The 22,626-nt window shown below is 45.9% G+C and carries 20 protein-coding genes; 15 read left to right on the top strand and 5 right to left on the bottom strand.

Annotated features, from left to right (window positions below; translation table 11 throughout):
• Nucleotides 1-65: 65 nt before the first annotated feature.
• Both ACRD67_RS17170 and ACRD67_RS17175 read right to left on the bottom strand, forming a co-directional pair.
• Nucleotides 66-1,259 carry a multidrug transporter gene (locus ACRD67_RS17170; protein ID WP_430968456.1) on the bottom strand — a complete coding sequence of 398 codons (1,194 nt, stop codon included), beginning with the start codon at nucleotides 1,257-1,259 and terminating at the stop codon, nucleotides 66-68.
• Nucleotides 1,260-1,279: 20 nt separating this feature from the next.
• A complete protein-coding gene (locus ACRD67_RS17175) occupies nucleotides 1,280-4,105 on the bottom strand; it encodes a TonB-dependent receptor (RefSeq protein ID WP_430968457.1) in 2,826 nt (941 codons plus the stop codon).
• Between the two features lie 180 nt (nucleotides 4,106-4,285).
• Here ACRD67_RS17175 and ACRD67_RS17180 point away from each other — a divergent pair, with 180 nt between their 5' ends.
• From ACRD67_RS17180 to ACRD67_RS17220, 9 genes are all read left to right on the top strand, one after another.
• Complete coding sequence (locus tag ACRD67_RS17180; protein WP_430968458.1) at nucleotides 4,286-4,975, top strand: response regulator transcription factor; 690 nt, start codon at nucleotides 4,286-4,288, stop codon at nucleotides 4,973-4,975.
• Entirely contained in the window at nucleotides 4,975-6,030 is a 1,056-nt protein-coding gene (locus ACRD67_RS17185) for a sensor histidine kinase (protein ID WP_430968459.1), read from the top strand. The genes ACRD67_RS17180 and ACRD67_RS17185 overlap by 1 nt, the downstream gene beginning before the upstream one ends.
• Before the next feature lie 190 nt (nucleotides 6,031-6,220).
• Complete coding sequence (gene trmB, locus ACRD67_RS17190) at nucleotides 6,221-6,892, top strand: tRNA (guanosine(46)-N7)-methyltransferase TrmB (protein WP_430968460.1); 672 nt, start codon at nucleotides 6,221-6,223, stop codon at nucleotides 6,890-6,892.
• A gap of 4 nt (nucleotides 6,893-6,896) precedes the next feature.
• Entirely contained in the window at nucleotides 6,897-7,526 is a 630-nt protein-coding gene (locus ACRD67_RS17195) for a LysE family transporter (RefSeq protein WP_430968680.1), read from the top strand.
• A 1-nt stretch (nucleotide 7,527) separates the two neighbouring features.
• Nucleotides 7,528-7,860 (top strand): MGMT family protein, encoded by a 333-nt coding sequence (locus tag ACRD67_RS17200; protein ID WP_430968461.1) that lies wholly within the window; start codon nucleotides 7,528-7,530, stop codon nucleotides 7,858-7,860.
• A 157-nt stretch (nucleotides 7,861-8,017) separates the two neighbouring features.
• Nucleotides 8,018-9,157: an Mrp/NBP35 family ATP-binding protein gene (locus ACRD67_RS17205; protein ID WP_430968462.1), complete on the top strand. Its 1,140-nt coding sequence runs from the start codon at nucleotides 8,018-8,020 to the stop codon at nucleotides 9,155-9,157.
• A gap of 2 nt (nucleotides 9,158-9,159) precedes the next feature.
• A complete protein-coding gene (locus ACRD67_RS17210; RefSeq protein ID WP_430968463.1) occupies nucleotides 9,160-9,399 on the top strand; it encodes a NifU family protein in 240 nt (79 codons plus the stop codon).
• A 75-nt stretch (nucleotides 9,400-9,474) separates the two neighbouring features.
• Nucleotides 9,475-10,527, top strand: a complete 1,053-nt coding sequence (locus ACRD67_RS17215; RefSeq protein ID WP_430968464.1) for an NAD(P)/FAD-dependent oxidoreductase — start codon at nucleotides 9,475-9,477, stop codon at nucleotides 10,525-10,527.
• A 109-nt stretch (nucleotides 10,528-10,636) separates the two neighbouring features.
• Entirely contained in the window at nucleotides 10,637-10,966 is a 330-nt protein-coding gene (locus tag ACRD67_RS17220) for a 2Fe-2S iron-sulfur cluster-binding protein (RefSeq protein WP_430968465.1), read from the top strand.
• A gap of 91 nt (nucleotides 10,967-11,057) precedes the next feature.
• Here ACRD67_RS17220 and ACRD67_RS17225 read toward each other — a convergent pair whose 3' ends face one another.
• Nucleotides 11,058-12,794, bottom strand: a complete 1,737-nt coding sequence (locus ACRD67_RS17225; protein ID WP_430968466.1) for an ABC transporter ATP-binding protein — start codon at nucleotides 12,792-12,794, stop codon at nucleotides 11,058-11,060.
• 147 nt (nucleotides 12,795-12,941) lie between these two features.
• Here ACRD67_RS17225 and ACRD67_RS17230 point away from each other — a divergent pair, with 147 nt between their 5' ends.
• Both ACRD67_RS17230 and ACRD67_RS17235 read left to right on the top strand, forming a co-directional pair.
• Nucleotides 12,942-13,151: an alkylphosphonate utilization protein gene (locus tag ACRD67_RS17230; protein WP_430968467.1), complete on the top strand. Its 210-nt coding sequence runs from the start codon at nucleotides 12,942-12,944 to the stop codon at nucleotides 13,149-13,151.
• Between the two features lie 17 nt (nucleotides 13,152-13,168).
• Nucleotides 13,169-15,343: an acylase gene (locus ACRD67_RS17235; protein ID WP_430968468.1), complete on the top strand. Its 2,175-nt coding sequence runs from the start codon at nucleotides 13,169-13,171 to the stop codon at nucleotides 15,341-15,343.
• A 27-nt stretch (nucleotides 15,344-15,370) separates the two neighbouring features.
• On the opposite strand, the gene ACRD67_RS17240 is transcribed toward ACRD67_RS17235, so the two are convergent.
• Entirely contained in the window at nucleotides 15,371-16,006 is a 636-nt protein-coding gene (locus ACRD67_RS17240) for a hypothetical protein (RefSeq protein WP_430968469.1), read from the bottom strand.
• 261 nt (nucleotides 16,007-16,267) lie between these two features.
• On the opposite strand from ACRD67_RS17240, the gene ACRD67_RS17245 reads away from it, so the two are divergent.
• The 3 genes from ACRD67_RS17245 (at nucleotide 16,268) to ACRD67_RS17255 (ending at nucleotide 19,173) form a co-directional block, all read left to right on the top strand.
• Nucleotides 16,268-16,765 (top strand): DoxX family membrane protein, encoded by a 498-nt coding sequence (locus ACRD67_RS17245; RefSeq protein ID WP_430968470.1) that lies wholly within the window; start codon nucleotides 16,268-16,270, stop codon nucleotides 16,763-16,765.
• Nucleotides 16,762-18,342: a Gfo/Idh/MocA family oxidoreductase gene (locus ACRD67_RS17250; RefSeq protein ID WP_430968471.1), complete on the top strand. Its 1,581-nt coding sequence runs from the start codon at nucleotides 16,762-16,764 to the stop codon at nucleotides 18,340-18,342. Before ACRD67_RS17245 ends, ACRD67_RS17250 begins: the two co-directional genes overlap by 4 nt.
• Before the next feature lie 105 nt (nucleotides 18,343-18,447).
• Nucleotides 18,448-19,173: an energy transducer TonB gene (locus tag ACRD67_RS17255; protein ID WP_430968472.1), complete on the top strand. Its 726-nt coding sequence runs from the start codon at nucleotides 18,448-18,450 to the stop codon at nucleotides 19,171-19,173.
• A gap of 51 nt (nucleotides 19,174-19,224) precedes the next feature.
• Here the strand turns inward: ACRD67_RS17255 and ACRD67_RS17260 are convergent, their stop codons facing one another.
• Entirely contained in the window at nucleotides 19,225-20,121 is an 897-nt protein-coding gene (locus ACRD67_RS17260) for a metallophosphoesterase (RefSeq protein ID WP_430968473.1), read from the bottom strand.
• A 116-nt stretch (nucleotides 20,122-20,237) separates the two neighbouring features.
• Between ACRD67_RS17260 and ACRD67_RS17265 the strand changes: the two genes are divergently transcribed.
• A complete protein-coding gene (locus ACRD67_RS17265; RefSeq protein WP_430968474.1) occupies nucleotides 20,238-22,610 on the top strand; it encodes a GAF domain-containing protein in 2,373 nt (790 codons plus the stop codon).
• The last annotated feature ends 16 nt before the right edge of the window (nucleotides 22,611-22,626 follow it).

Here is a 22,626-nt window from a genome sequence, read left to right on the forward strand (position 1 = left end):
CAAAAATTTGGCCAAAAAGCAAAAAAGCCCGCGAAAAGCAGGCTTTTTAAAGAGGTATAGTCGTCTTAATTGATTCCGACGGTCCATCCGGCGCCCCAGGTGGTGACATCGGTTCCCGTACCATTACCGACACCGGTGATAAAATCTGCTTCTGTAAAGGTGAAACCTGTATCGTTTTTAAGAGTGGTTGTAATATTGTTGAAGGTTACGTCCACAACGTTAAGAAGGTCGTCCAGTACGCCCTGTCCGGTAGGGTTGTCGCCTGTATCCCCGTCCAGGTCAAACGCCTCGTCGAAGTCGGTAAGGACAATGTTCGTAAAGGTACCCTGAGTACCTGCCCTTAACCTGATCGCTTCACTGGCATCATTGGCGCCAATAATGCTTGCGTTGACTACCATGGGATTGGAGAAGCTTCCCGACACGTTGCTGAAATCGGTGTTATACCCGTCACATTCAAAGGCCTTATCATGGGAAGTCCCGTGCTGCACATATACATCGGTAATGGTACCCGTGTAACCTTCGGTCCAGTCTATAGAATCGTCTTCTGCATTTACAACGGCCAAATGGCTTGCGTTTACCGTTCCACCAAAGAATTCGAAACCATCATCGGAACCTTCGAATACTTGTACAAAATCGATTGTGGTACCGCTTCCAACAGCGTAGAGCGACACTCCGTTCAACTCGGCGTTACCATCAATGGCGCCACCAGCGTATTCTACCCGTACATATTGTAGGTTTCCAGAACTATCGTCCGGGGTATTTCCACCGTAGGAAAGACCACCTACTTCCGAGGTTGCGGTATCCGTAGAACCGTCGGCGGTGGAATTAATGGGAGCGGAGCCACACAAAACAAGACCTCCCCAGTCCCCTGAGGAAGGCGCTGATGCATTGGAGGTAAGGACAATGGGTTCACTGGCCGTACCTACGGCATTGATCTGCGCCCCTTGCTGAATGGCGATAAATGCGTTTACGCCTACAGGCTGTGCCCTTATGGTCATCCCTGCAGGGATGGTAAGGGTAGTGCCGCTTGCCATAAGGACAGGTCCGGTAATGATGTACGCTACATCTGGATCTAGTGTTAGATCTTCAGTAAATACCCCACTTAAGTTGACCGATGTTTCGGTAGGGTTTCCACCTCCGGTGGTGTTGTTCGTTGTGGTAACACTGTTATCGTTAATAATAATATCCGAGGTATCGTCGCTTTCACAGGAGATAAACAAAGCGGCGGCTATACCTAAAAATAAAAACTTGTTTTTCATTGTTTTGAGTTTAAAAAGTATTAAAATTTATATTTGAGGGTTAGCCCAATGTTAACCCCGAGGGTATATTCACGAATGATTACATCTCCAATTCCGGTACCCTCCCTTACAAAGGAGATATCGGGATCTAAGATGTTCTTGGCAGACAAATTGGCTTCAAAATGTTCACCAAATGAGTTTTTCCATATGAAGTCCAGGGTAGGAACCCCGCTTTCAATAATATTGCCCAAACTACCGGCTCCCAGCGAAAATATCCGATCGGAGAAATATGAAAACACTAGGGTGGCTTTGGGTTTATAGGTGCCGAAAGTAGGGCTGAAATTTAGGTCCGAATTAATGATAAAGGGCGAAGCCCCCTCCAGTTCATCCGATTCCCTGTCAAAGGAGGTCCCAAAGGTGTTGAGTGCTCCGGCAGGGATATCCCTAAGGTCCTGATCCGTATTGGTATACGCAGCATTGAGGCCTATGGAAACTACGGCATTATCATCGGCATCGGTATAGAGGTTTTTTCGGATTTCCAGTTCCAGTCCAATGATATCGGCCTGATCTCCCGTTCTAAAGAAGCGTTGAGTACCTGTTGCGTCTGCGGCAACCACTCGGTTCACAGGATCTTTGATGGTCTTTGCAAACGCTGCCAAGGAGATAATTTCCCCGCGCTCTAGAAACCATTCATATTTTAGGTCAAAGTTGTAGATATCCGAATAGGTGGCCCCGGTTCCGTCCAGTCCTCCTAGAAGATCGGGGTTGCCCCCTATCCTTTGCGTTACCGATTCATATACAAAAGGGGCTACTTCCTTGAATTCGGGAAATGATGCCGTTTTGCTGAAGGCAAACCTCAGATTGGAATTTTCGTTCAGGGCATAACGGACGTTAAGACTGGGCAGATAGATGTTTTCATATACATCCCTAAAGCCGGGGTCATCTGGCCGGATATTGATTACATCGTATGCTACTTTCTGACTGAAAGATTCTACCCTAAAACCGGGCACAAACAACCATTTTTCCCCTAAGGATAATTCGGCAGAGGCGTACACACCATGTACATTCAAATTCCCTTTGTAGGTGTTCTCGGGTAATCCGGGCCTGTTCCTATTGCCAATATCATTGTTTATCGGATTGAGTACCAGGAGGTCGTAAAGCCCACTTCCTGCAGGAATGTTGATGTTGCTTACGTCAAAAATGCTGTTGAAATCATTAATGTCCGTTATAGGGGTATTGTCCCTGTCCTGAATTTCATAACCGTACCGGATACTGTTGAACCTACGCTCCTTGCGCCTACCGTTGTAACCGAAATTGAGCTTCAACTGTTCGGAGGCCTTGTAAGCAAGGTTTACAAAACTGTTGAGTTCATCGTCCTCGATGCTCTGGAAAAAACGCTGGTTGTCAAAAGGGATGTTGGTATAGAAAACCGGGTTGGTATCGGGATCATCATCAAGGGATAACTGAAAATTTTCCAAACTTATCCGTTTCCGATCGGGTTCATCGGAGAAGACCTTATTAAAGCCCGTACCCCAATTCAGGGTGAACTTTTCCTCGAATACATGTTGTCCCGTCAATTGATTGACGAAGATCATGTCCTGGTTAAATTGCACGTTCATAACATAGAATCCTTGATCCGTATCGATGATGGCATCCCTGTTGGTACCCTGACCGTTTATACCATAGAATCCCACCGCGTCTGTGGAACTATTGATGAACAGTGAACTGTATTTTAACTTGTGACGATTGTTGATTCTGTAGGCCACATTTCCAAGGGCCGTGGTAGTGGTCTTATAGGCGAACTCCCGTACATTGGGAAAGTTGGTTTTCAACACATTGGTGAAGTCCCTTGCGGGTCCTTCCCACAACTCATAACCATTACTGAATCCTGTAGAGGCAAAGAAACTAAGCCTGGAATCATCACCAAAATTAAAGGAGTAACCTCCCTCCAAGGATGCGGATAGATTGATGGGATCCCAAGCTGTTTGGGGGTCAACGCCATGGGAGAGTACGATGGCGAAAGGGTCGTTGTCATACCTATTGTAAAAACCATAATTGCTGGGTCCTTCGCTGCGCACAAAATCGGTTCCCGAGGCGTTGGAGTTTGCCCCACTTCCCAAAGAAATATCAAAATAGCCATCCCCCGTATACTCTTTGGAATCAATGTTGACATTACCGGCGGCAAAATCTGCGTAAAAGGTTGCGGTGTAGGCCTTACTGACCGAAATATTTTCGATGATGCTGGAAGAGAAAAGATCTAGGTCGATGTTCTTTTTGTTCACATTGTTGGAAGGCAGGGAGAGTCCGTTCATACTGGTATTCTGGTACCGGTCTCCCAACCCCCTTACATATACGTTACTGGAACCCTGTTGTTTGGAAATTCCCGAAATCTGGGCCACCGCGCCCGCGGCATCATCAATGCCTTTCAGGGTAAGCGCTTCCGCACTAATGGCTTCCTGGATTTCTACCGCTTTCTTTTGCTGCAATAACAGGGCAACTTCGGAATCCCGGGTTGCAGAGGTGGTGAGCACCACCTCATCAAGGCCAACACTGCTAGAGCCCAAGCCGGTGCTTACCTCGGTCACTTTGCCAGCTTCTACAATAACATTAGGGATTTCCAAGGTCTCGTACCCTAAAAAACTGATGACCAAGATGTAGGTTCCCGGTTCCACATTTGCGATTTCGTAGAGCCCATCAAAATCGGACGTAGTCCCTTTAGTAGTTCCCTTGATGATCACATTTGCAAAGGCCAGGGGCTCATTGTTCAATTCCTTATCGGTCAGTTTGCCCACGATGCTTCCAGTAGTTTCTTGGCCATAATTGAAAAAGGAGGAAAGTAGTATCAATACGATAAACAATTGTCTCATGAGTTGGATTTCAATTTCAGCAGCAAAGAACGACAGCTGCCGTTAAGGTCATGTTACTCGTATCTTAAAAATCAGTTTCCTTTATGTTACTATAATGTTATCATATTAAATGAACGTTAACAGCGTTACCTGTAATAGTATTATATTTACATTTGGGAGCGATAAACAAAGCATATTCCCATGAAAAAAAAAGACATCAAGATTCTTTTAGTGGACGACGAGCCCGATATACTGGAGATTGTGAGCTATAATCTGTCCTCCGAGGGCTACCAAGTGTATACCGCCAAGAATGGAATTGAAGGTGTGTCAAAAGCCAAGAAAAAACTGCCCCACCTTATTATATTGGATGTTATGATGCCCGAAATGGACGGGATAGAAGCCTGTGAGATCATGCGTAATACTTCAGGATTGGAAAATACCATAATCACATTTCTGACCGCACGTGGTGAGGACTACTCTCAAGTGGCAGGGTTCGATGCGGGAGCGGATGACTATATTACCAAGCCTATAAAACCCAAGGTGTTGGTAAGCAAGGTGAAGGGCCTGCTGAGAAGGTTAAAGGAAGAGGCTGCCTCCGAAATCGAGGATATTGTGAAAGTGGGGAATATTGTTATCAACCGGGAAGAATACAAGATTATAAACAATGGCAAGGAGATCGTGCTTCCGCGCAAGGAGTTCGAATTGCTTTCCTTGCTTACCTCCAAACCCAGCAAGGTGTTTAAGCGTGAGGTCATCCTGGACAAGGTTTGGGGCAACGAGGTTGTGGTGGGCGGCCGCACCATAGATGTACATATAAGAAAACTACGTGAAAAAATAGGTGACCATCATTTTAAAACCGTAAAGGGCGTGGGCTATAAGTTTGTGTTGTAATGGCAATACAGGTAAAGAAATCATATAAGTTTGCTTTCCGTTCCTCGCTTTTAATCGCACTTGTTCTTCTAATTCTTATAGGTGGTTTCCTTTGGTATAAGGGCACCATTGACTGGACCTTACTCCTCCTTTTTGGATTGATCGGCTTTACTGTTTCTTTTGTTATCCTACAGATTAGGGTAGAACGGTTCATCTATGGAAGAATAAAACGGATTTATGACGACGTCTCCTTGCTAGAATCCTTTTCCTTTGCATCAAGGCCTGTTACAACCGATATGAGAACACTGACTCAGGAAATTGAAAAATTTGCACAGGACAAAAAAATAGAGATCGATACGCTGAAGATCCGGGAAGAATACCGCAAGGATTTTTTGGGCAATGTTTCCCATGAGCTCAAAACCCCACTGTTTACCGTTCAAGGGTATATCCTAACCCTTTTGGACGGGGCCATGGAAGATAAGAACATTCGCAAAAAATACCTGCAACGCGCCAACAAGGGGGTAGAACGATTGATCTATATTATCAAGGATCTAGATCTGATCACCAAATTGGAGGTGGGCGAACTGCGTTTGGAATGGGACGATTTTGATATTATTGAACTGATCCAGAACGTTTTTGAACTGTTGGAGATGAAAGCGGCCAAAAAGAAGATTACCCTAACGTTTGATATGGATTATCAAACCCCCATACACGTGCATGCAGACAGGGAAAAAATACAGCAAGTGGTCACCAATTTATTAGTGAACTCCATCAAATACGGCCACGAAAATGGCACGACCGAGGTAAGTGTTGAAGATTTGATCAAGAACAAAGTGATCATTAGGGTCACCGATAACGGGGAAGGAATTCCGCAACAGCATATCCAAAGACTGTTCGAACGTTTTTACAGAGTGGATAAGAGTGGCAGCAGACGTGAGGGGGGATCCGGATTGGGCCTGTCCATAGTAAAGCACATCATAGAGGCCCACGATGAAAAAATCTACGTGGAAAGTGAAGTAGGGATGGGTTCTGAATTCTCCTTTACCTTGGAAAAGGCCGAAAACAAAACTGGGTAGGGTACTGTTTTCTCAAAATTTTATCAGTAAGCAATACAGACCAAACACCTGGTTTTTGCAAAAGGCTGGTGGTAATTTATTCGATTTCATAGGGTTGGGTGGGATACTTGCGACCCTCCTGGAAGGTAGGGAACAACCTCCAAAACATGGTAAGATTTCCTTAGCTTTGTCAAATCATTAAATTTCGGCAGTGGGGAGCAAAAACAAACTGAAACGTTTTACGGAAAATGAGACCTTCAAGAACGTAATCCAACCAAAGAGGGAGGAGATTTTGGCCGGTAACATCGACCTGAAGGGCAATTGGAAGCGGCATTTTGGCAACAACAAACCCTTGGTGCTGGAACTGGGTTGTGGCAAAGGGGAATACACCCTAGGATTGGCAAAGCAACATCCGGAAAAAAATTTTATCGGTGTCGATATAAAGGGCGCCCGATTTTGGCGAGGCGCTAAAACAGCCTTGGAGGCAAATCTGGAAAACGTAGCTTTTCTACGTACCCAAATAGAACTGATCGATCTGCTTTTTGATGAAAGTGAGGTGTCCGAGATATGGATTACTTTCCCGGATCCCCAGAAAAAGTATAAACGAACCAAGCACAGGCTTACCAATAAAGCCTTTCTTGATAAGTATGCGCGTATTCTAAGACCTGGCGGTTTGGTACACCTAAAGACCGATAGTGGCTTTATGCACGGGTATACGTTGGGACTGTTGCACGGTCTGGGATACGAAATTATTTATGCAAATCACGATGTATATAAGAACGAGGGAAGTCCGCCCTCGGTAACAGGGATAAAAACATTTTACGAAATTCAGTATCTTGAGGAAGGGAAACCGATTACCTATATCCAATTTAGGATAAGCTAACCATATCATGCATTTACTCATCCTTTTTTTTGTGACCTTTTCAGCAGCTTTCATGGCTACCGTTCCTCCGGGACTATTAAATATGAATGCGGCCAAGACCAGTGTGGAAAAGGGGAAGCTCAATGGAATAATATTCAGTGTCGGTGTTTCCACGATGATCATGATCCAAGCCTATATTGCCGTGATGATCTCCAAGTTCCTGTACAACAACCCTGAGGTTATGGGGCTACTGTTGCGGATCGCCCTCGGTGTCTTTGGTTTTTTGGCGGTCTACTTCTACATCAAGGCCAGGCGCAATGTGAAGCGCAAAATGAAGATTGGAAAGGTGAGCAAAAAAAACAGTTTTTTTAAGGGAATCCTATTGGCTGCCCTGAATTTGCTCACCATTCCGTATTATAGCGGACTCAATGTCATGTGGACCTCCTCCGGATGGATCAAATTTGAGCTATGGGATATAGGCATGTTTATTTTGGCGGCAGGTTGTGGGACCTTTGCCGTGCTGTATATGTATACGGTATATTTTAACAAGTTGGAGAACAAGACACGCAAGTTCTCAAAAAATGCCAACTATATTTTAAGCACGTTGATGTTGGTGCTTTTGATCATTACCATTGGAAGAATAGTGTACGAATAGTATGAAGGAAGAAAATCGAAATTTTTTTGAAAAGGTCTATGAAGTTGCCCGAAAGATTCCCTATGGCCGGGTAACCTCCTACGGGGCCATCGCCAAATACCTCGGTGCCGCCAGAAGTGCCCGTATGGTAGGTTGGGCCATGAACGGGGCCGGAGCAAAGGAAGACGTTCCGGCACATAGAGTGGTAAACCGTAAGGGCCTGCTGACCGGGAAACACCATTTTGACGGGACCAATCTTATGCAGCAATTATTGGAAAATGAGGGCATAGTGGTAGAGGACAATCAAATTGTTGATTTGGAACATTTTTTTTGGGATCCAGGGAAGGAATTATAAGGGAGCCCGTAAGCTTTGACCTGGAATAAAACCCTCATAAATTTAGCCTATTCACGTATTTTACTTTTCAATTTGTGCACTTCCTAATCTCGGCACTATGCCCTATCTTTGTAATTTAGAATTAGTTTAATTAAAGCCCAAGGGCTACCCTTTTAAAATGAAGCTGAATAAAAAAGACATCCTTACCGCTCTGGAGGAGATAACCGTTCCCGGGGAAGGGAAAAACATGGTGGAGAGTGGCGCTGTTACCAACGTCATGGTCTTTGGCGATGAGGTAGTCGTGGATATTACCATAAAAAACCCAAGCCTGCAGGCGCGAAAGAAAACCGAGGTAGAGATCCTGAAGGTAATCCACCGAAAGGTCTACGAGAAAGCAAAAATAACGGTAAACGTAAAGGTTGATGCGCCCAGCAAGCCCAAGGTCAACGAGATTAAGGGAAAACCGATTCCGGGCATTCAAAACATCATTGCCGTGGCTTCCGGCAAAGGTGGAGTGGGAAAATCCACGGTAACCGCAAACTTGGCGGTTACCCTGGCAAAAATGGGCTTTAAGGTAGGCCTGCTCGATGCAGATATATATGGGCCTTCGAGTCCCATTATGTTCGATGTTGCCCATGAAAAACCTTTGGCGGTCAATGTAAACGGTAAATCTAAAATGAAACCCGTGGAAAACCACGGGGTAAAATTGTTGTCCATTGGGTTCTTTACCCAGCCCAACCAAGCCGTAATTTGGCGTGGGCCTATGGCGGCTAAGGCTTTGAACCAAATGATCTTTGACGCCCACTGGGGAGAATTGGACTTTATGCTTTTGGACCTTCCTCCAGGCACAGGGGATATTCACCTGAGCATCATGCAATCCTTACCAATTACGGGAGCCGTAGTGGTGAGCACGCCTCAAGAGGTGGCCTTGGCCGATGCCCGAAAGGGGGTAGCCATGTTTCAACAGGAATCGATCAATGTACCAGTCTTGGGAATCGTGGAGAACATGGCCTATTTCACGCCCGAAGAACTACCCAACAACAAATATTATATCTTTGGAAAAGAAGGGGCCAAGCACCTTTCCGAAGATTTAAGCGTACCTTTCTTGGGAGAAATACCCTTGATACAGAGTATTCGGGAGGCCGGTGATGTGGGCAGGCCTGCAGCAATGCAGACGGCTACACCCATTGAGGCAGCTTTTGAAGACCTTACGCGCAATGTAGTGCAGGAAGTGGTGAACAGAAATAAGAGCCTGCCTCCTACGGAAGCGATAAAAATAACGACAATGGCAGGTTGTTCCGCCGTTAAAAAGAAATAAGTATGACATCGGAGGAGGTAAAAATAAATATCGAGAAAGCATTGGACGAAATCCGTCCATTTCTTCAAAGTGACGGAGGGGATATTTCCTTGATTTCCATAGATAACAATACTTCGGTAAAGGTAAGATTGGAAGGCGCTTGTGTGGGTTGCAGTGTTAATCAGATGACCCTTAGGAGCGGAGTGGAAATGACTATTAAAAAGTATGTTCCACAAATAGAGGAAGTAATCAGTGTTGACTAATAGGCCTGATAAAAATCATGTATTACAATTGGTTGCTTCAATACCTTTGTCCCCGTTTTTCTAGTATCTTTTTTCATGATCAAAACAGACATACTTATTATTGGTGCAGGACCTACGGGTCTTTTTGCAGTTTTTGAGGCCGGTTTGCTGCAACTAAAATGCCATTTGATAGATGCCTTGCCGCAGGCGGGCGGACAATGTTCCGAAATATATCCCAAAAAGCCGATTTATGATATTCCAGGGTTTCCCGAGGTTTTGGCCGGGGAATTAGTGGATAATCTCATGGAGCAGATCAAACCTTTTGAACCTGGATTTACCCTTGGGGAACGCGCGGACCATATTGAGAAGCTTCCCGATGGTTCCTTTGTGGTCACCACCAATAAGGGAACAAAACACAATGCTCCCGTAGTTGCAATAGCCGGGGGGTTGGGAAGTTTTGAACCGAGGAAACCTCTGTTAAAAAATATTGGGGAGTACGAGGACAAGGGCGTTTCCTATATCATAAAGGACCCGGAAATTTACCGAAATAAAAAAGTGTTACTTGCCGGAGGGGGCGATTCCGCACTGGACTGGTGTATCTACCTGGCCGATATTGCGGCCGAAGTGACCTTGGTGCATCGCCGAAACGAATTTAGGGGCGCGCTGGACTCCGTAGAAAAGGTACAAGCTTTAAAGGACACGGGTAAAATAAAACTGATGACCCCTGCCGAGGTGATAGCCTTGGAAGGCGAAGATCAACTCGAGGCCCTGGTGGTGAGAACCGGAAGCACGGAGGAAGTACGCATCGTGGTAGATCATTTTATTCCGCTGTTCGGGCTTTCACCAAAATTGGGACCCATTGCCGACTGGGGCCTAGAAATTGAAAAAAATGCCATCAAAGTGGATACGTTCGATTATCAGACCAACGTCCCGGGTATCTATGCCATAGGCGATGTAAACACGTATCCTGGAAAGTTAAAACTTATCCTGTGCGGATTCCATGAGGCCACTCTAATGTGCCAAAGTGCCTATCAACGGATATTCCCGGAAAAAAGATATGTAATGAAATATACGACTGTGGGCGGCGTTCATGGTTTTGATGGAAGTAAAAAGGAAGCGCCAAAGGCCGTTGTAAAGAAAATAGAATAAGATCTTGGGGAGTTTATCTGTTAATTTTTATGCGGCCCTACCGACTAAAGGATGGATCTAAAATTTTACGTATGTACCACCGGGCTATCGGAGTACCAACTACTGTTATATGTCAGATATAAAAATCAAGATTAAGGACCGTGAGGGTGTATCGCACGAGGTGGATGCACCTACGGACATGAACATGAACCTTATGGAAGTGGTTCGGTCGTATGAACTTGCTCCGGAAGGAACCATTGGCGTCTGCGGTGGTATGGCCATGTGCGCTTCCTGCCAATGCTATGTGCATTCGGATCATGCGCTTCCCGAAAAATCCGATGACGAGGATGCCATGTTGGCCGAAGCCTTTTACGTAGAGGAAAACAGTCGGTTGGGGTGCCAGATCCATATGACGGAGGATTTGGACGGACTTGAGGTGGAGCTGGCCCCTGAATCCTAAGGGCCCAGCAAAGAATCTGTCCGATTTCTACTAAAAGAGTCCCCACCTTGTTCGGAAAAAAAGATAATAGTTCTCTTAGTTTAAGACGCTATCAAATTCTCGCTTGATAGGTAAACAAGTTATAGTATCGCCCTTCTGCTGCGATAAGTTCATCATGGGTACCCTGTTCCGCAATGCTACCCTTTTCAATGACCAAAATCTGATTGGCCTTACGAATGGTGCTCAGGCGATGTGCAATGACAAAAGTGGTACGCCCTTTGGTCAGCTCTGCCAAACTTTTTTGAATCAGGGCCTCGCTTTCAGTATCCAGGCTGGAGGTGGCTTCGTCCAAGATCAGGATTTTTGGGTCGGCCAAAACGGCCCTGGCAATGGCAATGCGCTGGCGCTGTCCCCCAGAGAGTTTTACACCGCGTTCTCCTATCAGCGTTTCCAAGCCTTCCTCAAAACGATCGGTAAATTCGTCCACATAGGCGGCTTTTACTGCCTTTTGCAGCGCCTCTTCCGAGGCATTGGGCCTTGGGAATAAAATATTTTCCCGGATGGTGCCCTCAAACAAAAACTCATCCTGCAATACCACACCAAGGTACTGTCTGTAGCTGCTTAGGTCTACCTTGGAAAGGTCCGTACCGTCCACGGTGATTTTTCCGGATTGTGGATTTAAAAAAGTGGCCGCCAAGCCTGCTATGGTCGATTTTCCCGAGCCCGAACTCCCCACCAGGGCAACCACCGAACCCGATCTTACCTCAAAGCTTATGTTGTGCAGCACCTCCTTGTCCTCCTCATAGGCAAAGGAAACGTCGTGGAATACGATATCTCCGTCAATATGATCAAGCACCGAGGTCCGGTTGCTTTCATCCAGTTCGGGGGTCATGTTCATAAGTTCCTCGGTACGGTCCAAACCTGCCAAGGCCTCGGTCAGCTGGCTCCCAATATTGCTCATTTGAACAATAGGGGCGATCATAAGGCCCAGGATGAAGGTAAAGGACCAAAATTCACCTTCGGTAATCTCCGAGACAATGATCTTATATCCTCCGATACCCATAACACCGGTGGTGGCCACCCCCAGTAGAAAGGTCGAGGAACTGGTCATAAAGGCCGTGGCCGTTAAACTCTTCTTCACGTTGAGAAATAGCTTTTCTACGCCCGATTCAAAAACACCGTGCTCTTGCCGTTCGGCATTGAAACCTTTGATGACCCGTATACCGCCCAAGGTCTCCGTAAGTCTTCCGGTGACCTCGGCATTTATTTTTCCCCTGTTCCTGAAGACCGGGCGTATGATTTTAAAGGCTTTGAGGGCGATGCCAGCAAATATGGCCAAAGGAATTAACGTAAAAAGGGTCATGGACGGACTTATCCTGATCAACAGCACAAAAGAGACCACTGCCGTGATCGTGCCTCCCACCAACTGTACCAATCCGGTCCCGATCAGATTGCGTACCCCTTCCACATCGGTCATTATGCGGGACACCAGTGCACCTGACTTTGTATTGTCAAAAAATCGGATGGGAAGGGAGAGCACCTTTTTCTGTACCTGTGCCCGCAATTGGGAAATCATGAACTGGGCCTGTACGCTCAGGATCTTGGTCAACAAAAAAGAAGTTATGGCCTGTACCAAAATGGCAAGCCCTACGACCAGTACCAGAATATAGAGCAGGTCCAAGTTTTTATTGGGGAGTACATCGTCCATAAAATACTGGAGCGATATGGGGGCCACAAAACTGGCCGCCTTACTGATGACAATAAGCAGCAGTCCCAGCAGGACAAGGTTTCGTCTGGGCCAAATAATGGTACGGAAGGCTTTGAGGACACTTATTTTTTTATCGGACATAGGGTCTGAACATCATTTTTTGAGAACGCAAGTTACTTTAAAAATGGGAGGGACCATGGGTGTGTGATTTGAAGCGGCTAATTTTTAAGCTAAAATTAGTATTTATACGCCAAGACCTTTAATTTCACATAGCAAACAAAAAAGGGAATGGAAGTAAAGGACAGTAACGGCAATATTTTGGAAGATGGAGATAATGTTCACGTTATCAAGGATTTAAAGGTAAAGGGAATGTCCAAAACCCTAAAGCGGGGCAATGTGATCAAGAATATAAGACTGACATCGAGTCCTCAAGAAGTAGAGTGCAGGGTAGGAAAGAGCCATATTGTGCTCAAGACCCAATTTTTGAAAAGAGCATAGCTTTAAATCGATATAAAATGAGACAAGTAGCCGCTTTCCTCCTATTATTGACGTTGGGGTGCCAAACCGAAGACCCAAAAACCGAACTGGAACGTTGGCAAGGGTATGCCGAACGCACCACCATCATTCGCGATGACTTTGGTGTTCCCCATATTTACGGCAAGACCGATGCCGATGCCGTTTTTGGATTGCTGTATGCACAGTGCGAGGACGACTTTAACCGGGTAGAACGAAACTACATCTGGGCCACAGGGCGTTTGGCAGAGGTAGATGGTGAAGCTGCTCTTTACAGCGACCTCAGGGCCAAGCTCTTTATGACGGAAGAAGAGGCCAAGGCGAATTACAAAAAAAGCCCGGAATGGCTTAAAAAGCTGTGCGATGCCTTCGCCGATGGCATCAATTATTATCTGCACACCCATCCCGAGGTACAACCCAAATTACTGACCCGTTTTGAGCCTTGGATGCCCATGTATTTCAGTGAGGGCTCCATCGGTGGTGATATTGAACGGATTTCCACAAAAAAAATACAGGCCTTTTATGAAAGCGGCATGGAGATTCCCGAAGCGCAGGAAATCCAGCTCAAAAAGAAGGAGGAGGCCCTGGAACCCCAAGGTTCCAACGGCATTGCAATAGCGGGGAAACTCACCCAATCTGGCAATACCCTGCTGTTGATTAATCCGCATACCTCCTTTTATTTTAGGGGGGAGGTACACGTGGTCAGCGAAGAGGGTCTTAACGCCTATGGTGCGGTTACTTGGGGCCAGTTTTTTGTATATCAAGGCTTTAACGAAAAAACAGGCTGGATGCATACCTCTACCTATACGGATGTTATGGATGAATTTAAGGAAACCCTGCTGCAATTGGACGGGGAACTGCTGTATCAGTATGGGGAGGAGCTTAGACCCGTAACGACTTCCCAAATCACTTTAAAATATAGGGAAGGCGAGAGCTTGAAGGAAAGGAACTTCCCAGCCTATCGCACCCACCACGGACCCATAACCCATGTAGAAGACGGTCAATGGACGGCCTCTGCCATGATGTGGGAACCGGTAAAAGCGCTGGAGCAATCCTACATTAGGACCAAACAAACGGGCTATTCGGGCTTTCGTCAGATGATGGATATACGCACCAACTCTTCCAACAACACCGTATATGCGGATGCCGAGGGTAATATTGCCTATTTTCATGGCAATTTTGTACCGGTTAGGGATACCGTTTTTGACTATACCCAGCCTGTGGATGGTAGTAACCCGCGGACCGATTGGAGGGGCCTGCACACCGTAGATGAGAATATCCTGCTTCTGAATCCGGAAAACGGATGGCTGCAGAACTGCAATTCCACTCCCTATACCGCTGCTTTGGATTACAGCCCAAAGAAGAAAGACTATCCCAAGTATATGTCGTTGGACCGGGAAAATTTTCGTGGTGTCCACGCCATTGATTTGCTCAGGGGAAAAGACGGGTTTACCTTGGATAATCTTATAGCATTGGGACACGATTCCTACTTGCCCGCCTTCGAAAAACTGATTCCAGGTTTGGTAGCGGCCTATGATGGATCCCAAAACAAGGACCCCATATTGGCCGAGCCGATCAAGACTCTACGCAATTGGGATTTTAGAACATCCAAGGCCTCTGTGGCCATGTCGTTGGCCCATTTTTACGGTATGCGCTATGGTAGGGAAGGGGTACGGCCAGGTAAAATGAGCGATATGGAACTGATGACCTATTTTGGTTCCCAATCCCCGCTCCAGGAGCGTTTGGCAATATTCACCAAAGTGGTGGAACAACTCGAGTCGGATTTTGGGACCTGGGAAATGCCCTGGGGCGAAATCAACCGTTACCAGAGGATCAACGGGGATATCCGCCAGGCTTTTGATGATAATAAACCCAGTATTCCCGTGGACTTTGCATCGGGTCGTTGGGGAGCCTTGGCCGCCTATGGCGCCCGATATACCAACAACACCAAAAAAATCTATGGTACGCGAGGGAACAGCTTCGTGGCCGTTGTAGAGTTCGGCGAAAGGGTAAGGGCAAAGACCATTTTGGCGGGCGGACAAAGTGGCGATCCGGCCTCAGCGCATTTTGGGGATCAGGCCCAGCGCTATGCCGATATGCAGTTCAAAGAAGTTGCCTATTACAAGGAGGATGTGCTTAAACGGGCAGAAACCACCTACCATCCCGGGGAACGATAATAGAAATAGAGGATGTGTTGGGGTTCATTACTCCTTTACGATAATCAGGGAAGCCTTGGCACCGGTAGATAAATTCCATCGGTTGGCATAAATAAGCTGGCCCTTGTCATCGTAGACGTTCACTTGGGCCGTATTGGGTCCGGAAGAGCCTTGGTTCAAAGCTTCAAAATCGAGCCGATTAAACCCGCTCTCAAGATTGATGTTGACGCCCTTAAACGTGCCGGACAAGAGTATGTTGGGTTCCACCACCTGACCATTGGCGTAGATTTTTACACGGTCCCCATCCACAAATTCATGATCGCGGCAAACAATGCCCACAAATTTGGCATTGCTCTTTAGATCGCCCAAATATTGATCACCGTAGTGCTTGTCGGAGCCTTTCTTTTCCTTTTCACCAATTTTAGGGTCTATCTTAAGGCCATGGCCGGCCTGTACGAGTTTCGTGTCGGGAAGCATTTTAACCTCGCGTTTATTGCGATCCTTTAGATTTACCTCGGGTTTTTTGTCAAAAGTGGAGGGCATGTTCAATGCCGTACCCTTATTGTCCTTGGTGTCCAGTTTTTTGCCTTCAATCTTTAAAGGTTTTGTTACAGGAATATCCGTTTGGGCCAGCCCCGGAAAGGATAGCAATAACAGAACAGCAAGTGTAACAATAGATCGCATAGCTTTAAAAACAGTCGCAATAACTATGTAAAAATAACAAATACCGGGCCATAGGGCTCTAAATTGCTGTTAAAATCGACCAGTTACAAGGGATTGTACGTTTCTTAGGGGTGGTTTTGCTCCACTTTTTAGGATGCGGATCATTGTGCAAAACTGACAATTGTCATAGGTAAACTCCTGGTGCTCCCTTAGTTTGGATGGATCATTTTTTATACCTTCCAGGGATTTGAAACTATTGGATATACAAAACAAGTAACGAATATGATGGACGAAACTAAACGCAAATGGGAATTGAAACACAGCATCGCACTGTTACGGGTGGCTATCGGTTGGCATTTTCTATACGAGGGCATCGTAAAGATCTATAACCCGGACTGGAGCTCCTTCGGGTACTTGATTACTGCTCAGGGTCCGCTTAAGCCCCTGTTTTGGGCGCTTACGGATGATGCGGTGATTGGATGGGCCGACACCTTAAACTGGATGGCACTGATGTTTGTGGGCGTTACACTAGTGCTGGGTTTTCTGGAACGATGGGGCGCCCTTGTGGGCATGTTTTTGCTCGCCTTATACTACATGGCACATCCGGCCTTGCCATGGTTGCAACAGCTAAATGTTGAAGGAAGCTATTGGTTTGTCAATAAGAACCTTATAGAACTTATTGCATGTTTGGTCCTTTATCAATTTCCTACCGGACAGGTATTTGGACTAAGCTATCTTTTTCGCAAAAAGCATAAAATTACTAAAACAGAAACCTTATGAAATGGACTAGACGTGACGTGCTCAAGGGCTTGGGCGGAATTCCCATTCTCGGAGCGGTCTGGTGGGCAGGGGCCACATCTGCGGCAAGCAAGAACCGAGAACGTTCGGAAATATTGGAACAATTGAACATACGGCCCTCGTTGCCGCCAGATATGCCAGAAATTACCGGAAGCCCCATAAGGGTGGGGATTGTTGGTTTTGGGATTCGCGGCGAACAGTTGTGCCGGGCGCTAGGTTTTGCCACTAAGGAATGGCTACATGAAATGGCATTGGAAGCGGAAAACGACACAAATCATACAGCCTTGGAGGATTTTCAGCGACAGGAAAAATTGAATGTGAAACTTACGGCAGTTTGTGACGTTTTCGATATCCGGGCAGAAAAAGCGGTCACCTCTTTCTCCACGCCAGACCACCAGGTAAAAAGGTTTAAGACCCATAGCGACATAATCAAGAGTGGAGAAGTGGATGCCGTAATCATTGCAACCCCGGATCACTGGCATGCCCCGATGTCTATTGAAGCTCTGGAACACGGCGTCCATGTCTATGTTGAAAAGCCTATGACCCACACCTTAGGGGAGACCTATAGGTTACGCGAGGCTGCTGAAAAGTCCAAAGCATCTTTTATGGTGGGGCATCAGCACCGGCAGACCTTGAGCTTTAAAACAGCCCAGGATATTGTGGACAAGGGCGTGCTTGGGCATATTTCACTGATCCAGACCAATACGAACCGCAACGATGACAATGGGGCATGGAATTATGATATTCACGAGCAGGCCAGCCCGCAGACCATAGACTGGGACCTTTTCCTGGGTACCGCACCCAAAATACCCTTTAACAAGGAACATTTCTTTAGATGGAGAAAATGGTGGTCGTACGGATCTGGATTATCGGGAGACCTGCTTACCCATGATTATGATCGGCTCAATTGCATCCTGAATATGGGGATTCCCGATTCGGTTACCGCCTCCGGGGGCATTTACACCCACAGGGATGGGCGAAATGTACCCGATGTGCTACAGGTGAATATGGAATTTCCCCATTTCAGCACAGGAAGCAGTCAAACAAATGGGAAGGAAGAGGGAATGACCTTGGTGTACAGTGCCACCCTGGGCAATGGTTTTGGTAGGCCTACGATTTTGATGGGACATGATGCCAGCATGGAATTGGGCAATACGCTGACCATTTGGCCCGATGCATCCTCCACGCGGTATGCCGAGATGATCGAGACCGAAAAAATGAAGCCCCATATTCCAATTTATAGGTATGATCCCGGGGCCAATGTTCCTGATGCAATCTCTTCGGCGACATCCCAATATTTTGCCGATAAGGGCCTTATGTGGACCTACATCAACGGGGCTAGGGTAGACTCTACCTACCTGCACCTTAGGGAATGGTTGGTAAGTACCCGAAACGGAGGAGAAGTAAGCTGTGGGATCAAAGAGGGTTTTGATGAGGCCATTACAGCACATATGGCGGGTCTCTCCTTTAAACTGGGCCGAAAAATTGAATGGAACAAAGGAGATCAAGTGGTTGAGCCCATTGAAGGCACTGATTTTGATGAGGTATTGCTTTCCTAGGTCCGAGGGGGTTTAAGCTGATTTCGGCCTTGTTCCGGACATGATAGATGTCATATTATTCATGGTTTATTGATGTTAACTTTAAGAATAATAATACGTTACGTCATGAAACCAAAAAAGAACCCTAAGGCAGATTTAAACAGAGATAGTGGCCTTTTTTTTGTAATTGGCCTAACTGTTGTGCTCTTTCTTACGTGGAGAGCCCTTGAAATGAAGACTTATGACAAGGACCAACAGATTGTGGAAATGATACAAGTCATTGATGAGTTAAAAAATGAAGAGGCGCCCAAGACGGAAAACGTTAAGGCTCCACCACCACCTCCACCACCTGCTGCACCTGAGATCATAGAAATTGTTGAGGACGAGGCCGAAATAGAGGAAACGGTCATTGAAAGCACGGAGACCAGTCAGGATGCGGTGATTGAAGAACCTATAATTGATGTGGACGACGTAGCCGTGGAAGAAGAGGAGGAAGAAATAAGCGTTCCCTTTGCGGTCATCGAGAACGTGCCCATTTTTCCTGGCTGTGAAGGCGGTACCAACGAGGAACGCAAGACATGTTTTCAAGAAAAGATACAGGAACACATCAATAAAAACTTTAAATACCCTGCTTCTGCCCTGGAAATGGGCACACAAGGAAAGGTTTTTGTGCTTTTTACCATTGACTCCAAAGGGATTGTTTCGCAAATAAAAACGCGTGGCCCGGACAGGGTGCTGGAAAAAGAAGCACATCGCATCATAGCGTCCCTTCCTCAAATGACCCCGGGAAGGCAGCGCGGAAAAAATGTAAGCGTTCCCTATAGCATCCCGATCAATTTTAAAATGCTCTAGTCAAAAACAGGAAGTAGGAACAAAGTGTAGAGGGGCTGTACCAATACTTGGCTAGTCTAGCTCGTAATCCTGTAAACGCTGAGGTCCCTCCAACAAAACCCGTACAATTTGTAGGGTGCCGTCGTCCTTGGTGGCTATCTGCCATTTGATCAAGGATATTTCACCGTTCTCCATCTCAATTCCTGTAATACTTCTGGGATGTACACAGCTCCCATCATTGAAAAATGGGATGTCACCGGGTTCAGGAAAGCGGGGCCTATGGGTGTGCCCTATGACGGTTATCTTAAGTTTGTTCTGCAAAATCCATCGCTTCACCCTTTTTTCCACTTTGATCAATTCCTTATGGTTTTTGGCCGGACTTGTAGGGTCGGCAATACCCCATACCTGCAGGGGCTTCCAGAGGATCCTTACCAAAAACCGGTTAAAGCGCCAGCCGTGGTAGTTCATGAAATCGGCCTGATGCCCATGGGTCAAAAAAACTTCCTGCCGAGTTTCGCGATGTCTTAGCACCAAGGCCTCCTCATAGATCAGATCGGCCAACAAGTCCGTCTCACGTTCCTCTTTGGGATCAAAATAGGAATACAGGTGTTTTTTAACATAATCCGGCTTGCGATAGACCATGTCATGGTTTCCGTAGATCATATGCAAACGACCGGCCTTATGGTACTCTTTTAACAACATAAAGATATTTTTATGGGCCTCAAAGATGGGCTCAAAGGACAGGTTTTCCCAGAGTTCGTCCCCATCACCCAATTCGCAATAGGTAAAACCGGTCTTAAAATAGTGCTTTAGAGCGTGATAATAGATATTTCTATTGTTGGCAAAATCATCGGCAAAACTGTTGTCTCCCCTATGACAGTCGCTAAAAAAAATAAATTTAGAGCTATTGTCAAAAGGAATCACCTTGGCCTTTTGATACGCCTTTGTAAGCCTTGAACTGGAGGACATGGTAGAAATTTTCATACAATATCCAAAAAAAGAAGGGAATGCATAAGGTTTCCTTTAACAAAAATATCGGGTTTTCTTTTGTAAATTTGAACTTGGGAAACGGACTAATATAACGTATGGCCAAAGACTACCAAGGAGAATTGCCGCTAACAAGCCTCATAAGTTTCAATAAACTATTGGAGCATTACGATGCTATGGCCAAAAGCAAGGATGCGTTTTTGGCTTCAAAGGCAAAGCACATTTTGGAGGCCCAGGCCCCTTATCCGGAGCTCCGCGAGGGATTCTCCGATCTATCGCTGCTTGAAAAGCACAAGGACGTTATTAAGATTATACTTCAGGATACCTTTTCCGAGGTGTTGGGCGAAAATGAGATAAAGGTGGCTTCCCTACCCTATGAGAACATCATTTTCAATTCGTCCAAACGTTTCCAGAATATATTAAAAAATGCAGGAAAGGATTACAAACCCACCATCCGCAACCAGGAGGAGGGGGTAAATTATATTATGGCCAGTACGGTTATCCTGAGTTTCTATTACGGCTTCAAGCTAGATTTTAGACGACCTTATTTTTATGATATCCCTGATGCCAATGGCGTAATGCACTATTATCGCATTCTATACAATGCGGATTTCATGGAGCTTATTCCCACGGACAAAGCCAAGGAACTCACCCAAGCAGATGTGGACGAACTTTTGGAAAGTTCTGACAATTTGGATCTTTGGAAGGAAAAAATACCGCCCAACAGTTTTATATCCAAGGGATTTGTCATTTCCAATATGTTCGATGTCACCGCCGAACATTCCATATCGGAGATCAAATCGAGTTTGATAGAGAATAACAAAAGAGGCAGCGATAACTTTATGGACCATCTCCATGAAACCTTTAAGTCGCTCTTCAATCTGCCCAATATCCAGGTAGGCTTTGTTACCTATAACTCCAAGGAAAACCAATTTGAAAAGGTATACGGTAAGGGCGTGGAGAGTTTTATACTTCAGGGCAAGGATGTGGAAGGATGCAACGATGCCCTGTGCCAGGGTTCCTATAACGCGCTCCTCAAGGATAACAGTTATTTTGCCATATCCAATGTGGACAAATATTTTAAACTTTCGGAAGGTCAGGCACCCTATAGAAGTTTGAAGGAGCAGGGAATAAAAAGCGCCATCTTTGCCCCTATAGCGGATGATGGGGAGCTACTGGGCGTTTTGGAACTAGTGTCCACGACGACGAACGAACTGAACAGTGTCAACGCCACGAAATTGGAAGATGTAATGCCTTATATCGTTTCTGCCGTGTTGCGCTCCAAGGCGGAAGAGGAAAACCTTATTGACGCCATTATCCAAAACGAATGTACTTCGGTCCATTCTTCTGTATATTGGAAGTTTCAGGAGGAGGCCAAACGTTTTATCATTGACGATTTGGAAGGAAGACAGCCTTCCTTTAAGGAAATTGCGTTCAAGGATGTGCATCCGCTCTACGGACAGGTAGATATCAAGGATTCTTCGCAAGCACGGAATACAGCCATACAGCGCGATCTAATGATTCAGCTATCGGAAATCAACGATGTACTCACCGCTGCATGGAAAAAGGACAAATTACCTATCTATGAGGAGCTTATATTTAGGGTCAATAATCATATAGATGGTATAAAGGAAGTACTTTATACCAATAGCGAGCAGGCCATATTTGATTTTGTGCATGAAGAAATAAATCCAGTATTGGAGCACCTCAAAAAAGAGGATACCGAACTGGCTGTACTGGTCTCTGCTTATGAAGCAAATATAGATCCGGAAACGGAATCCTATTATGACCACCGCAGGAATTATGACGAAAGCGTTATGCAGATCAACCAGGAGTTGGTTTCGGTTATCGATTCCATGCAGGTGGAGGCGCAGGAGATGTTTCCCCACTTTTTTGAGCGTTTCAAGACCGATGGGGTGGAGCATAATATGTATATAGGGGATTCCATTTCCGGTGACCGGACCTATAATCCGTTGTACCTTAACAATCTTAGGTTATGGCAGTTGCAGGTAATGTGCGAAATGGAAAATACCTACTACAACCTGAAACCCAAATTGCCCGTACAATTGGATGTTGCTTCCCTAATGTTGGTATACAACACATCGCTGTCTATTCGATTTCGGATGGATGAAAAGCAGTTCGATGTGGACGGTACGTACAACGCCCGGTACGAAATCATTAAGAAACGTATTGACAAGTCTTTCATTAAAGGAACCAACGAACGGTTGACCCAAAAGGGAAAACTGGCCATTGTATACTCGCAAAAGAAAGATGAATTGGAATACCTTAGGTACATCACTTTCCTTAAGGCCAAGGGCTATTTTACCAACAATATTGAAATCGTGGAATTGGAAGGCTTGCAGGGCGTTACCGGATTAAAGGCGATCAGGGCCGAGATTCTGTACAAAAAAGGCAAGGAATCCGAGAAGACCTATACCTATCAGGACCTGATGGACGAACTAAAAGCCTAGGTTGATACCTCCAACG

The organism is Eudoraea algarum (genome assembly GCF_050589645.1).
Classification (GTDB): domain Bacteria; phylum Bacteroidota; class Bacteroidia; order Flavobacteriales; family Flavobacteriaceae; genus JBNGOQ01.

Excerpts from the sequence above, each read along its gene's own strand:
- ACRD67_RS17170 (WP_430968456.1), bottom strand. The coding sequence starts at position 1,259 with ATGAAAAACAAGTTTTTATTTTTAGGTATAGCCGCCGCTTTGTTTATC.
- ACRD67_RS17175 (WP_430968457.1), bottom strand. The coding sequence starts at position 4,105 with ATGAGACAATTGTTTATCGTATTGATACTACTTTCCTCCTTTTTCAAT.
- ACRD67_RS17180 (WP_430968458.1), top strand. The coding sequence starts at position 4,286 with ATGAAAAAAAAAGACATCAAGATTCTTTTAGTGGACGACGAGCCCGAT.
- ACRD67_RS17185 (WP_430968459.1), top strand. The coding sequence starts at position 4,975 with ATGGCAATACAGGTAAAGAAATCATATAAGTTTGCTTTCCGTTCCTCG.
- ACRD67_RS17200 (WP_430968461.1), top strand. The coding sequence starts at position 7,528 with ATGAAGGAAGAAAATCGAAATTTTTTTGAAAAGGTCTATGAAGTTGCC.
- ACRD67_RS17205 (WP_430968462.1), top strand. The coding sequence starts at position 8,018 with ATGAAGCTGAATAAAAAAGACATCCTTACCGCTCTGGAGGAGATAACC.
- ACRD67_RS17210 (WP_430968463.1), top strand. The coding sequence starts at position 9,160 with ATGACATCGGAGGAGGTAAAAATAAATATCGAGAAAGCATTGGACGAA.
- ACRD67_RS17215 (WP_430968464.1), top strand. The coding sequence starts at position 9,475 with ATGATCAAAACAGACATACTTATTATTGGTGCAGGACCTACGGGTCTT.
- ACRD67_RS17220 (WP_430968465.1), top strand. The coding sequence starts at position 10,637 with ATGTCAGATATAAAAATCAAGATTAAGGACCGTGAGGGTGTATCGCAC.
- ACRD67_RS17225 (WP_430968466.1), bottom strand. The coding sequence starts at position 12,794 with ATGTCCGATAAAAAAATAAGTGTCCTCAAAGCCTTCCGTACCATTATT.
- ACRD67_RS17230 (WP_430968467.1), top strand. The coding sequence starts at position 12,942 with ATGGAAGTAAAGGACAGTAACGGCAATATTTTGGAAGATGGAGATAAT.
- ACRD67_RS17235 (WP_430968468.1), top strand. The coding sequence starts at position 13,169 with ATGAGACAAGTAGCCGCTTTCCTCCTATTATTGACGTTGGGGTGCCAA.
- ACRD67_RS17240 (WP_430968469.1), bottom strand. The coding sequence starts at position 16,006 with ATGCGATCTATTGTTACACTTGCTGTTCTGTTATTGCTATCCTTTCCG.
- ACRD67_RS17245 (WP_430968470.1), top strand. The coding sequence starts at position 16,268 with ATGATGGACGAAACTAAACGCAAATGGGAATTGAAACACAGCATCGCA.
- ACRD67_RS17250 (WP_430968471.1), top strand. The coding sequence starts at position 16,762 with ATGAAATGGACTAGACGTGACGTGCTCAAGGGCTTGGGCGGAATTCCC.
- ACRD67_RS17255 (WP_430968472.1), top strand. The coding sequence starts at position 18,448 with ATGAAACCAAAAAAGAACCCTAAGGCAGATTTAAACAGAGATAGTGGC.
- ACRD67_RS17260 (WP_430968473.1), bottom strand. The coding sequence starts at position 20,121 with ATGTCCTCCAGTTCAAGGCTTACAAAGGCGTATCAAAAGGCCAAGGTG.
- ACRD67_RS17265 (WP_430968474.1), top strand. The coding sequence starts at position 20,238 with ATGGCCAAAGACTACCAAGGAGAATTGCCGCTAACAAGCCTCATAAGT.